Origin of the sequence: Gimesia chilikensis (assembly GCF_007744075.1) — a bacterium.
Lineage (GTDB): Bacteria > Planctomycetota > Planctomycetia > Planctomycetales > Planctomycetaceae > Gimesia > Gimesia chilikensis_A.
Window position 1 is genome coordinate 3,059,826 of record NZ_CP036266.1, and the last position, 12,881, is coordinate 3,072,706.

10 protein-coding genes are annotated in these 12,881 nt (G+C 50.2%); 3 read left to right on the top strand and 7 right to left on the bottom strand.

Going from position 1 to position 12,881, the window contains the following annotated elements; translation table 11 throughout:
* From HG66A1_RS11660 to HG66A1_RS11680, 5 genes are all read right to left on the bottom strand, one after another.
* Positions 1-942 carry a thioredoxin family protein gene (locus HG66A1_RS11660; protein WP_145183680.1) on the bottom strand — a complete coding sequence of 314 codons (942 nt, stop codon included), beginning with the start codon at positions 940-942 and terminating at the stop codon, positions 1-3.
* A gap of 265 nt (positions 943-1,207) precedes the next feature.
* Positions 1,208-1,792 (bottom strand): anthranilate synthase component II, encoded by a 585-nt coding sequence (locus tag HG66A1_RS11665; protein WP_145183683.1) that lies wholly within the window; start codon positions 1,790-1,792, stop codon positions 1,208-1,210.
* A gap of 22 nt (positions 1,793-1,814) precedes the next feature.
* Positions 1,815-3,302 (bottom strand): anthranilate synthase component I family protein, encoded by a 1,488-nt coding sequence (locus HG66A1_RS11670; protein WP_145183686.1) that lies wholly within the window; start codon positions 3,300-3,302, stop codon positions 1,815-1,817.
* A 95-nt stretch (positions 3,303-3,397) separates the two neighbouring features.
* Entirely contained in the window at positions 3,398-4,831 is a 1,434-nt protein-coding gene (locus HG66A1_RS11675; protein WP_232106807.1) for a DUF6513 domain-containing protein, read from the bottom strand.
* A 14-nt stretch (positions 4,832-4,845) separates the two neighbouring features.
* On the bottom strand, positions 4,846-5,190 hold the full coding sequence (locus HG66A1_RS11680; protein ID WP_145183689.1) for a 4a-hydroxytetrahydrobiopterin dehydratase: 345 nt from the start codon (positions 5,188-5,190) through the stop codon (positions 4,846-4,848).
* Between the two features lie 331 nt (positions 5,191-5,521).
* Between HG66A1_RS11680 and HG66A1_RS11685 the strand changes: the two genes are divergently transcribed.
* From HG66A1_RS11685 to HG66A1_RS11695, 3 genes are all read left to right on the top strand, one after another.
* Positions 5,522-8,434, top strand: a complete 2,913-nt coding sequence (locus HG66A1_RS11685) for a PSD1 and planctomycete cytochrome C domain-containing protein (RefSeq protein WP_145183692.1) — start codon at positions 5,522-5,524, stop codon at positions 8,432-8,434.
* Between the two features lie 43 nt (positions 8,435-8,477).
* Positions 8,478-9,941, top strand: a complete 1,464-nt coding sequence (locus tag HG66A1_RS11690; RefSeq protein ID WP_145183695.1) for a DUF1501 domain-containing protein — start codon at positions 8,478-8,480, stop codon at positions 9,939-9,941.
* A gap of 214 nt (positions 9,942-10,155) precedes the next feature.
* Positions 10,156-10,887, top strand: a complete 732-nt coding sequence (locus HG66A1_RS11695; protein ID WP_145183697.1) for a Swt1 family HEPN domain-containing protein — start codon at positions 10,156-10,158, stop codon at positions 10,885-10,887.
* Positions 10,888-10,935: 48 nt separating this feature from the next.
* Here HG66A1_RS11695 and HG66A1_RS11700 read toward each other — a convergent pair whose 3' ends face one another.
* Both HG66A1_RS11700 and HG66A1_RS11705 read right to left on the bottom strand, forming a co-directional pair.
* Entirely contained in the window at positions 10,936-11,298 is a 363-nt protein-coding gene (locus tag HG66A1_RS11700) for a cupin domain-containing protein (RefSeq protein ID WP_145183700.1), read from the bottom strand.
* 93 nt (positions 11,299-11,391) lie between these two features.
* Positions 11,392-12,666: a TIGR00300 family protein gene (locus HG66A1_RS11705; protein ID WP_145183703.1), complete on the bottom strand. Its 1,275-nt coding sequence runs from the start codon at positions 12,664-12,666 to the stop codon at positions 11,392-11,394.
* Positions 12,667-12,881 lie beyond the last annotated feature (215 nt).

The following is a 12,881-nucleotide window of genomic DNA, read 5'->3' on the forward strand; positions in this document are numbered from 1 at the left end:
TTATCGCAGGATGCTGCCGCCCACGTCTTCAATTTTAAGTACATGCATTGTGCGGCTGTAACGGTCTGGATTCTTTTTGAATTCTTCACGTGATTCCAGATCGACAAACAGGTACAGGTTGCGGTCATAATAGGCACCGTATTTGGTATCACCTGGAATGGCCCGATCCTGTTTGTTCAAGATCACTGGGTCGCAACCCAGTAACTGCGGTGCATATCGCCCCGGATCGACTTTGAAGATTTCCAGTTCAGTACGACTTGCCAGATGATAAGTGATTCCCTGGTAAGGCCAGCTGAATTCTTCCTGCCCCTTCTTCCATTCCCGATCTCTGGTCAAAGCGACCGGGCTGTAACCTTCCAGCCCTACGCGATCTGGAGTGGAAGCAACATAGGATTTCTGAGTATTTGCAGGTTCCGGCTCTTCTTCTGCCTGCTGCTCCATTTCCTGACGCTTGCGTTCCATCAGCTCCTGTTTGCTTTTCTGAGCCAGATATACCCGTCGATCTTTTTCATAGCGGGAGGCACCACGGCCCAGGAAACTGAGATAGACGTTTTGATTCTGAAATCCGTCCGTACGAGTGATAATCGTCCCCGTGGGAGTCAGTAGAATGTCACTGGGTAAGGAACGGACGTTGAATCGATCGACGAGATGACGGTTCTGATCGCTATCAATTTTGACACCGATCACTCGTTGACCGAACAGATTCTTAACGGCAGCGGTTCGCAATACCGTTTGTTCCATCTGATGGCAGGGACCACACCATGAAGCATGAAAATGCAGCAGGATAGGCAGGTCTTTAGTCTGGGCCTGTTTCTGGGCAGCGTCAAAATCATGTAACCATTCACCAGCAGAGGACTGGCTGATGGAGATCACGAATAGCGAGAACGTGACTGTTAAGATTGATAAACTTTGACGGTTTGGTTTGACGATGGTAAATCGCATTTAAGAGCCCCTACAAGACTTCCCGTATTCCTGTGCCTTCAGTGCGCGCAGAGAAGCGGATATCAGGTTCGATTGAGTTCTGATAACTTCATTTTTATCGGTTGATTGAGGGGTGGTTGTTCTGAAGTATTACGCAGTTCTTGAATCAGGAGGGAAGGAACTGCGAAAAACGGGGGATCATGACGGATAAGTTCAACCAGGCACGGTCATACTTCAACCAGTTTGACTAACCGGAACGATAACAAAGCGCAGGAAGAAAGACGCTTTACTCAGAGAGACAGGGCTGAACAAAGGAGAGAAAGTTTTCCAGCAGCTGTAACCCACACTCTGTGAGGATTGATTCCGGGTGGAATTGAACTCCAAAGAGCGACGCGGTCTGATGCTCAATCGCCATTGGTATTCCCTCACTGGTCCGCGCTGTGATTATCAGTTCAGCTGGTAAAGTAGTTTCATCAATGATCAGTGAGTGGTAGCGTGTGGCTGGAAACGGATCAGGTAAACCAGCTAAAAGTCGGGAACTCTGATGGTGTATCAGCGATGTCTGACCATGAATCGGTTCAGGTGCCCGGATGATCTTTCCTCCGAGACTCGCGGCGATAGACTGATGTCCCAGACAGACTCCCAGGATTGGAACCTGATTAATAAAGTGCCTTACCAGGTCCTGGCAGAGACCAGCTTCCTGAGGAGTACAGGGACCGGGCGAGAGAACAATCGCTGCCGGCGCCAGCTGAATGACTTCCACAATCGTAATCTGATCATTACGTACGACGTGAGTCTGCTGCCCGAGTTCTTCAATGTACCGGGCCAGATTAAACACAAAACTGTCGTAGTTATCGATAATCAGAATCATTTGTCTCTTCTCAAGAGAACGATCAGGGTTTCAGAGCGGCGAGCATACCAGCTGCTTTGTGCAACGTTTCCTCATACTCCAGTCGTGGTTGGCTCTGAGCTACGATGCCTCCCCCGACAGGAAATTGAATCCAGCCTTTTCTGATTGTAAAGGACCTGATCAGAATATTGCTGTCAAATTCACCATTAAGTCCTGCATAGAAGAGCGAGCCACAATAAGGGCCACGGACCGTAGGTTCCAGTTCGGCGATTATTTCCATGGCACGAACTTTGGGAGCTCCGCTGATTGAACCTCCTGGAAATGAGGCTGCCAGCAGATCCCAGACACTATGCTCTGGTTTAAGCTTTCCACGTACTTCGGAAACGAGATGTTGGACCGTTTCGTATGTCTCCACTTCACACAATTGGGGGACACGAATGGTACCCGGCTGACAAACACGTGACAGGTCATTCCGTAGCAGGTCGACGATCATGACGTTTTCCGCCTGATCCTTTTTACTTTCCCGCAGTTCATCACGAGTGAGTAAATCGGCTTCGGGGACTGTCTTACGCCTGCGGGTTCCCTTGATGGGGCGGGTCTCAACTTCGTTGTCCGATAGTTGCAGGAAGCGTTCCGGGGAGGCGCTGAGTACCGTCCAGTCATCCCAGGCAAAGTAGCCAGCAAAGGGAGCCGCATTACGTGATCGTAAATTGAGGTAGAGGTCTGCGGCTGGCATCGTAGCCGGACTGAGTAATCGCTGTGAGAAATTCGCCTGAAAAATATCACCTGCGTAGATATATTCAATGATTCGCTCAATACGACGCAGAAACTCGTCTTTGCTGAAATTGCTGAAGATACCTGGAAATCCAACAACCTCGTGGCAGGCAGCGAGATCCTTTTGTTCCAACCGCGTTCCCTGATTCGGTTGAGGAGACACAGGCTTGTGTTGCTGAAGTACAACCGCATCAATTCGTCGTTTGATTTCACGGAGTCGCCGGGCAGCCTGATCGGTACATTGTGAGTCCAGGGTGTCATCAAATCCGTGGACGATCAGCCAGGCACGATGTTGTTGATGATCCCAGGCGATGACCCAGTCATAAAAGCCGACAGCGAGATCAGGTAGCCCGAATTCATCATTGATTGCCCGGGGAAACTGTTCCCAACTGCGTCCAAGTTCATAAGAAAGCAGTCCTGCAAAGCCTCCCTGGAATGGGGGAAGTTCTGAAATCGCTGGTCTCCACAAATCTCTATGAAGTCTTCTGATCGTCTCGAAGGGATCAGTTCCCAAGCGGGCCTGTTGAATTTGAAAACGTTTCAAAGGGTTGCACATCAGGTAGGAGTAGCGGCCCAGAGATCCGGCATCACGGGCGCTGTCCAGGACGAGGAGCCCCTTTTCGCTAGTAAATTCCTGAAGCAGAGATTCGAGGTCCGGACAGGGGGTGAGCTCTTCGACGAGCGGGAGCTGGCTCGTATCACTGGTCCCCTGCACTGGGGAGCAATGTGAGAGATCCTGAGAGACATTACCGGACATAACTGAACAATTTCGTACCAAAACGCGAATAGAGCAGCTGTGAGAATCGTTGAAACCGACTTCAGTATATCAGGACCTGTTAAGTTAAGGAATCATCAGCGGGGGCCGCATTGAGGTCCTTTTCTCTCTTCCTGCCTGCGTTCCTGAGCGCTGACTTCCTCCTGTGTCAAAAAGCCCCAGCTTAACGGTTGATCCTGCTGATATTGTTTTCCCAATGTAAGTGCGGTCACAGCTTTACACATCTCGTACCCTAGATAAAACGCATGAGAAGCATCCAATGATTTAGAGACGACTGCCTGGAACTGATCAAACAGTTCATAGGGATCTGTCCCCTTCCAGTACCCATCACGATTCATGACGTGAATTTCGTTCTCTTCGGCAAAAATGCGATAGTTGGGGTCACGTATCTGACTGGCCAGATTCTGTAGTGCCTCGGCACCCAGTTGTTTCAGTTTGGGGGCCCGGAGCATCACCAGTTGATAGTGAATGTGCTTGGGTAGAGTTTTATTCTCAATCGCATATTTGACCAGTCGTCGGGCATGATCAAATTCTGTCACTGCGGTCCGTGCCCAGTTGATCACTTCCGTAGCCAGAACGCTCTTGATCCGTAATTCCTGACAGAGGGCAGCCAGGACAAGGTTCATACCTGCGGTGTCGACCTCGGTCAGTTCTGTCAGATTGCCAATCCCCATCATGATTTCAAAATCAGGGAACTCACGCCTTGCCCGGTAATATCTTTCCAGCGATGCACCGAAGCCGTACCCAATCGGCTCCAGAATGGGGTCGATACGAAATGGCGTGTTCGACTGCAGTAATTGATCCACTATTCTATGGAGCGAATCGAAATCTTCGGGGAGATCGGGAATTGCCACCACCTCTGTTCCCAGCCTGGAAACCCAGTCGAGATTTGAATAGTTACAACTCAAAATCAGTTCGGCTCCATTGTTAACTGCGGCTTCGACTTCTGCCTGATCGAAACTGTCAATGGAGACCCGGTGGCCAGCCTCGACCAAAAGTCGCACGACTTCTCCCGCTCTGCTCCAGCTTTCTCCCGGAATACAGCCGACATCGATCAGGTCGGCACCGCTGTTCCGATAAAGGTCTGCCTGTCGCAGAATTTCCTCGTCTGAAAGCAGAGGAGCATGGTTGATCTCTGCCAGAATTTCGATATCAAATCCTGAGAGATCCCGGGGAGGACGATTCGCCTGACCGAAAAACTCGGGGAGATCGAAGTGGTCTTTGGGACCTCGTTCAAACCGGACACCAAAATGATCGGTCAGTTCCTGCAGGTCTCCTTTACACATGCCGGGGAGCATAACCCAATCGATAGATTCTGGAACCTGCAGACGGCGTCTGATCAGTGGAACGTGCAATAAGGCAGCGACCTGCACATTCAAAACGGCGACTTCATACTCAAATCCCACCTGGGGAGCGAGTTTCTCCAGAACTTCCCGTAGCGAAAATTCGGCCAGTCTACCGGTAACAAACAGAATCCGTTCCGGATGCCCGATTGAGTCGTTTTTGTTCAAGCGTCCGTTTTCTCCTAGTGAACCCACTTTTTAGGGAAACCATCAAGTGCCGAATCCTCGTTTGGTTGCCAGAGAACAGTCTCTTCAATTTTTTGTGCGAGGCTGGTGTCCTTGGCTGTGATGGCACGAACTTTGTGCGTTTGCAGTTTAACGGTGACAGCAGCATAGCCAACGTTCAGGTCGGGATGGTGGTTTCCAGCCTCGGCCAGATAACCTATCGTATTCACCAGCATAAGGGTATGAGGCCAGCCGGGGGTTCCGAATTTGCGACGTAACCAGCCGTCGCGTAATTCCCATGCAGAGTAAGTGTTCAGGAATTCCTGCATCTGCTCTTCGGTTAAAGCCTGATCTTCAGTCATCGTAGTACCTCTTTTCTGAGCTATGAGTTCAGGAAATTCTATGGGATCGACCTTTGATCCAGTCGATATTGACGATAGTCCTACTGTAATACATTCACGGGACTAATTAAACATGGCGCTACTGCCCATTTACACAACAATGTTAAGAATACGCGTGAATTAGAATTGAACTAACTCTAAGATTCACAAGCCTTAAACGCAAAAAAGAGACTACACTTTGCGTTTCTGGCAGTGTAAAATACATGTAGCGGGGCTTGCCATGCTCACCATCTGTGGCGGTCCCTTCCCTCCTGATTGTTCCCACCGCGTTTTGCTGAGAAAGAGCTTAGAAATGAAGCGACTTCCGATTTGCAGTTCTCCCACTGTGAAGTCCCATCTGATTCCCAAAGCTTTCTATCTGGCAGCTTGTGTCTACCTGAGCTGTACAGCTTCCTTTGAAGCAAACGCTGCAAATACCAAAAAAATCCCAGCGGAACAGGTTGAGTTTTTTGAGAAAGAAATCCGTCCTGTTCTGGTCAAGCGGTGCTATGCCTGTCACGGTTCCCAAAAACAGGAAGCCAGTTTGCGTCTGGACTCACATGCCTGGATGATGAAGGGGAGCGATACCGGTGCTGCGGTTGTTCCCGGGGATCCTCAGAAAAGTCGTCTGATTCAGGTGATTCAATATCATAACGATGACAGTCAGATGCCTCCTGAAGGAAAAATGCCTCCCCAGGAAATTGCAGCTCTGACCCGTTGGGTCAAAATGGGAACCCCCTGGCCCTACTCGGAAAAAGACGCGAAAGCAGTTCCCGGCGATGGTGCCTATGATTACGAAACCTTATCCAGCAGTCACTGGTCGTTTCAGCCTGTGTCCAAGCCGTCTGTACCACCAGTCAAAAATGATCAGCAGGCAGTATCACCCGTTGACCATTTTGTACTCGCCAGACTGGAAGAAAAAGGACTGTCGCTCTCTCCGCCCGCCGACCAGCGAAAATTGATTCGACGTGCCTGTCTCGATCTCACAGGATTGCCTCCTTCGTATGAAGAAGTAGAAGCATTCGTCAATGATAAAGACCCACAGGCTTATGAAAAGCTGATTGATCGGCTGCTGGCTTCTCCCGGGTATGGAGAACGCTGGGGCCGGCACTGGCTCGATGTGGCCCGCTATGCCGATACCAAAGGGTATGTCTTTACATCCGAGCGACGTTATCCTTACAGCTACACCTATCGCGATTATGTGATTCGGGCGTTTAATGAGGATCTGCCTTTTAATCAGTTCATTCTCGAACAGCTGGCTGCAGACCAGTTGGATCGCAAAGGTGATGATCGTTCTCTGGCGGCTTTAGGGTTCTTAACCGTTGGACGCCGTTACCGAGGAAACATCCACGATATTACAGACGACCGGATCGATCTGGTTTCACGAGGACTGCTCGGACTGACCGCATCCTGTGCCCGCTGCCATGACCATAAATTCGATCCTGTGCCGATTAAAGATTACTACTCGCTCTACAGCGTGTTTGTCAGCAGTTATGAGCCCGAAGAAAAAGATTTGCCTTTGATCGGCAAGCCCAAGTCAGAGAAGGCTTATGAGAAGTATCAGGAAGAGCGGGCCAAACGCCAGAAAAAAGTAGACGATTATGTACATGCGGAAGCAGACAAATTCCGCGCACAAGCCCGTCTGTCCGTCGGCGAGGTATTACAGGCGGTTGCTGAAAAACAGAACCTGGCCCAAGGGGATGAAAAGCCTCAGTATGCCAAAGAAGCACCTCATCGGCGGTATGTGGACCTCTGGCGTGCTTTTCTGGGAAAGAAATCCAAGGACTATCGTACGGTATTTGCTCCCTGGTCGGAATTTGCTGGTCTCAAAAAACAGAAAGGTGATTTTGCCAGACAGTCGGCTGAAATCATTGATAAACTATCGAAATCGGAAGCTGAGACTGATCCGAATAAACGTATTAATCGCCTGGTGATCCATGCCCTCAAAAACAACCCACCGCAATCGATGTACGACGTCTGCCGGGTTTATGGTAGCGTTTTTAAGGAGGTTGAAGAGGCCTGGTTGAAAACGGTTGCTGACGCTACCAAAGCCAAAACTGCCGCACCTGAGAAGCTGGACGATCCGGCTGCTGAAGAACTGCGACAGATTTTATATGACTCTGAGACCCCCACTGCCAGCAGTGATGAAGTGGCTCTGAGCATGTTCAATCGGGCGCAGAGAAATCGCATTCGTCAGCTCGAAAAAGAGCTGGCCACATTGGATGTCACCTCTCCAGGTGCGCCACCGCGGGCGATGGTGATGTACGATAAAGACCAGCCGGTTACCTCCTTCGTACATCTGCGTGGAAATCCGGGCCGTCGTGGTGATAAGGTGCCACGACAGTTTTTCCGGATTCTGGCAGGCGAGGATCGGAAGCCGTTTGCGAAAGGCAGTGGTCGACTGGAACTGGCTCAGGCAATCGCCTCGGCAGATAACCCTCTCACAGCGCGGGTCTTCGTGAACCGGGTCTGGATGCATCACTTCGGGGAAGGACTGGTTCGTACTCCCAGCGATTTTGGCGTCCGCAGTGATCCTCCGACACACCCGGAGCTGTTAGATTATCTGGCGTCCCGCTTCATGGATGAGGGCTGGTCCGTGAAAAAACTCCATAAACTGATCATGTTGTCTGCGACTTACAAGCAGGGAGCACAAGATAATCCAGAGGCCATTCTGGTTGATGCCGACAACCGTCTGTTATGGAAACATGTTCCTCGACGACTGAGTTTTGAGGCGATGCGCGACTCCATCCTGTTTGTCTCCGGACAGCTGTCGGATGATCGAGGGGGGCGGAGTTTCCAGATCGATCAGATACCGACGGAACCCCGACGAACGGTATACAGTTTTATCGACCGAAATAATTTGCCCAACGTATTTCGGACGTTTGATTTTGCCAACGTAGAATCCAGTACCGCAGAACGGCCTTACACGACAGTACCACAGCAGGCATTGTTTGCGATGAACAGTCCGCTTTTACTGGAACAGTCGACTTTACTGGTCAAGGATCTCGACCTGGAAAAGGTGGCTGCTGACAAAGGCATTGAGGCTGCGATTACACAGCTCTACCAGAGGGTTCTGGCACGAAATCCTGCCCAGGAAGAAATTGAATTAGGGCAACAGTTTCTGGAACACCATAGGGATCAGGTTAAAACTCCTGCCCGAATGAGTGGATGGGAAAAATATGCCCAGGTGCTTTGCACTTCAAATGAATTCATGTTTGTAGACTAAGTCTTTTTTCAAAAGATTCAAATAGAATGGGGAGCCTGAACTCATGGCTGATACTAACCCACATTTCAATATTGATCCGATTTTAACGCGTCGACAGATGTTGCAGCGGTGTGGTACCGGTCTGGGCTCGCTCGGACTCGCCTCACTGATGGCTTCTGAAGGAATGTTGAATTCTGCTGAGGGAGCTTCTGGGGTCAATACAGAATCGCCAATGGCACCGAAAACCTCTCATTTTCCGGGTAAAGCCAAGCACGTCATTCATATCTTCTTGAATGGTGGCGCCTCCCAAGTCGATACATTTGACCCCAAGCCTGCGCTGGCAAAGTACACTGGTAAGATGCTGCCGACGGAAAACCTGCGGACAGAACGGAAAACCGGGGCCGCCCTGCCCTCACCGTTTAAATTTAAAAAGTACGGCGAGAGTGGTCTGGAAGTCAGTGAGCTGTTCTCCGAACTGGGAGACTGTGTCGACGATATCGCCTTTGTACGGTCGATGTATACCAACGTGCCAAACCATGAGCCTTCCCTGATGATGATGAATTGTGGCGATCTGATTCAGCCACGCCCGAGTATGGGAGCCTGGGTGACTTATGGTCTGGGGACCGAAAACCAGAATCTCCCCGGTTTCGTCGTGATGTGTCCGGGGGGATATCCCATTACGGAATCTGCTAACTGGCGTTCTGCTTTTCTGCCGGGTGCCTATCAGGGAACGCACATTGATACCAAACATACTGATATTGAGAAACTGATCAGCAATATCAGAAATAAGAAGCAGTCCCTGCCCGAGCAGCGTCGACAACTTGATCTGTTGCAGGCTTTGAACCGTCGTCACCAGGAAGCACGGGCCCAGGAGTCCGCTCTTGAGTCCCGGATTCAGTCTTTTGAGCTGGCTTATCGTATGCAGATGCAGGCATCAGATGTATTTGACGTCAGCCAGGAACCACAGCACATTCACGAGATGTATGGCTCTGGAGTGCATGCCCGTCAGATGATGATTGCTCGTAGACTGGTGGAACGTGGTGTCCGCTACGTGCAACTCTGGCACGGTGCCGGTCAACCCTGGGACAACCACGATGAAATTGAGAAGAACCATCGACGTCTGGCCGGCGAGTGTTCGCAGGGAATTGCAGCATTACTCAAAGACCTGAAACAGCGGGGATTACTGCAGGATACGATCGTTGTTTGTGGTGGTGAATTTGGACGGACCCCGGTTGTGGAACTCCCTACACCCGGAGCTAATGCTGGCAAAATGAATGGTCGTGACCACAACAACCATGGATTCACCGTCTGGCTGGCTGGAGGTGGAGTCAAAGGTGGTCAAGCCTACGGGGCGACCGATGAATTCGGATTTGCTGCTGTTGAAAATAAGGTGCATGTGCATGACCTGCATGCGACACTCTTGAAGCTGCTCGGATTTGATCATGAGCGTCTGACCTACCGTTTTGCAGGCCGCGATTTCAGGTTGACTGATGTTCACGGTCGTGTGGTGGATGAACTGATTGCCTGAATCTAATTTGCAATTAACCACCGCAAAGGCCTGCTAAATCGTTTCTACCAGATTAGTGGACAAAGAAATCCCCTGCTTTCGTTGAATCTGCCGGTTGCGTGCTTGACCTGTTCCCTAAAAAAAGGAAGTATTGTTCTGGTATCAGGAAACTTAAGAAAGGATTCACGAGCTTGACTTTAGGGAAATATTCTGTGAGGCGGAAGAGGGGAATTGCGTGGCAGGTGATAATGAGCGCATCAAGCTGGCTCTAGAGTTACTGGGGACAGGACTCTATCCCGTCATTGAGCAGGAAATGAAAGCGGTTTACCAGGACAGCTGGATTGACCGTGCCAAAGAGAGCTTCCGTAACTCTCCCCTGACTTCACAGCCTGAAGGTGACGCAATCCGCTGGGACGCGCACTCAACACTCCTGATTTTATGGGATCACTGGAACAGCGTCTTTCGTAACCGTTTCACTCCTCTGGAACGCAGCTTTGTAGGCGAACTGAGAGAGTATCGAAACCGCTGGGCTCATCAGAGCCAGATTAACACTGACGATACACTCCGTATTCTGGATACCGCTGCCCGTTTGCTGTCCGCCGCTGGTGCGAGGAAAGAAGCACAGCAACTCCAGAAAGAACGTGATCAATTGCTGTATCAGATCCTGCAGTACCAGGAGCAGGTAATTGTCGATTCCCCGGATAACCGCAGGGAGCGTCTGCGTGATGCGATCGTCTTTCTTGTCTGCGGAATCGTGATCGATCTGGGAATCTTCTTTTCTTACGGTACCGGTGGTTTGGCAATTCTGTTTGCTATCTTCGTCACAGCCGTATTCGTGTTTCTGGCTTACCAGCGCTGGGTAACACCCGATAAGCCATCCTACGGTGCACACGAATGTACGAATTGTGGGAAAATTATCTACGGAGAGTCCTGCCCTTATTGCAGTGAAACGACGGTGAATACATAAAGAACCGTTGCCTCTTTTTAACTGCTGATCGTATTTTGAGAAAGTGGTTCAATCGAGCCATTCATCAGCAGGGTCGAACTTCGGAAAAACGATGTTGATGATTTTCATGGTGCCGATAGCGCGATGACGGACCCCGGGAGGTATTACGATAGACATTCCGGCGTGTACAGGGATGATTTCGTCATCGAGTTGCATTTGAGCATCTTCACCACACTCCAGGAAGTAGTACGTCTCTGTGAGTTTGCGATGATAGTGCAGCTCAGCTGTTTCTGAGATCTCGGTAACGTGCAGGGTTCCGGGAAAGTCATCCACATCAGCAAATGCGCGGCGGGCAGTCCCACAAGGGCAAGCGGTCCCTTCGATCTGAGCGAAGTCAGCAACGTGATATTTCTTTTGAGTCGATTCCTGCATGGGGAATGCCCTTTCGGGGGAAACAGGCTGATTTAAAGATAACTAATGGCTAATTACTTACAGTATAACAAGGCGATCCAGCTAACAAAATCCTTACGATCCTTTATTGATTTCATCGAGCAGCACTCTGAGAAAAGGTTCCACATCAGTAACCAGCCCGACTGTCTGAAACGTGCCGCGATCTGCCAGTTTAGTGACAGTGGCCGGGTTAATATCCACACAGACCACTCTGACACTGGCCGGTAACAGATTCCCGACAGCAATCGAATGCAGAGTGGTAGCGATCATCAGACAGAAAGAGACTCCCTCTAACAGTTCACGCATTTTTCTCTGCGCATCGACCGTATCAGTGATGACATCGGGTAAAGGACCATCGTCACGAATACTCCCCGCCAGCAGGAAGGGGACCTGATTCTTCACGCATTCATACATGATCCCTGATGTTAAGACCCCCTGCTCGACTGCATTCTGAATACTACCCAGACGACGAATCCGGTTGATTGAACGTAAATGGTGTTCGTGACCTTCTTCACTGGATCCACCATGTTCCATCGAGATTCCCAGGCTGGTCCCATAAAACGATTCTTCGATGTCGTGGGTGGCCAGAGCGTTCCCGGCGAACAGCAGATTGACATACCCTTCCCTGATTAACTCGCTGAAATAAGCTCTACTCCCGGTATGTACAACCGCAGGACCGGCGACCACCAGTATCTTTCCGGCCCCCTGTTTCGCGCGTCGCATCTCGGCGGCGATTTCACGGACGGTAACTCCCTTGGGTTTCTCACTTGAAACAGTACTGTTCATGAATGAAAAACCGGCAACTTCCGGTGCACCTCTATCTATGGGAAAGACACGTGTGCCCCGGGTACCCAGCACGACCAGTTCACCCTCCTGAACATCAGCCATCGGCAGGCAATGAGCTGATTTATGATCTTTACTCACCACGATGCCACAATCCATTTCCTGGAGCGATACCGGAATCCAGTTTCCATCTACACGGATCTCGGTTTTCTGATTGGTTGTGCAATAGAACCCTTCCGGGAATGCACCACCCATGTCAGCCTGTGCCAGAAGACAGTCATGCTGTTCCAAGGGAACGGCCCCATGTTGGGCAATCTGAGTCAGGATTGTCTGCAGCGTTTCGTCGTCGGGGGCCGTGACTTTGATCTGGGCCCGACTGCTGTCAGACCGGGAGTGACCAATTGAAATCTCATCAATCGAGAAATCGCCACCTAAAACTGTAATTTCATCCAGAATCTTGGGCAGGAGCAGACTATCGATGATATGGCCCTGTAATTCGATTTCTTCGCTGACACTGAGTGAACTCTGCTTCTGGAGATCGGATGGTTTATCGGTTGTATCACCCATAACTGGCTCACCTTTCTGAATCAGTCATTTTGACAGGCGAAAAGGACTGATTGACACTGGATTTGGAGAGATCTCTTATCATAATTCTACGTTATTCAGCTAAAAAACATACACCCAAAATTTGTTTGAACTCCTGACTATCAAATTATTTGCTGTCTTTTTAAGATTTTGCAGGTAGATGGGAATTTTTCACGACAGACACGATATGAGCGGGA

Coding starts and splice junctions, on each gene's coding strand:
- HG66A1_RS11660 (WP_145183680.1), bottom strand. CDS start 942: ATGCGATTTACCATCGTCAAACCAAACCGTCAAAGTTTATCAATCTTA.
- HG66A1_RS11665 (WP_145183683.1), bottom strand. CDS start 1,792: ATGATTCTGATTATCGATAACTACGACAGTTTTGTGTTTAATCTGGCC.
- HG66A1_RS11670 (WP_145183686.1), bottom strand. CDS start 3,302: ATGTCCGGTAATGTCTCTCAGGATCTCTCACATTGCTCCCCAGTGCAG.
- HG66A1_RS11680 (WP_145183689.1), bottom strand. CDS start 5,190: ATGACTGAAGATCAGGCTTTAACCGAAGAGCAGATGCAGGAATTCCTG.
- HG66A1_RS11685 (WP_145183692.1), top strand. CDS start 5,522: ATGAAGCGACTTCCGATTTGCAGTTCTCCCACTGTGAAGTCCCATCTG.
- HG66A1_RS11690 (WP_145183695.1), top strand. CDS start 8,478: ATGGCTGATACTAACCCACATTTCAATATTGATCCGATTTTAACGCGT.
- HG66A1_RS11700 (WP_145183700.1), bottom strand. CDS start 11,298: ATGCAGGAATCGACTCAAAAGAAATATCACGTTGCTGACTTCGCTCAG.
- HG66A1_RS11705 (WP_145183703.1), bottom strand. CDS start 12,666: ATGGGTGATACAACCGATAAACCATCCGATCTCCAGAAGCAGAGTTCA.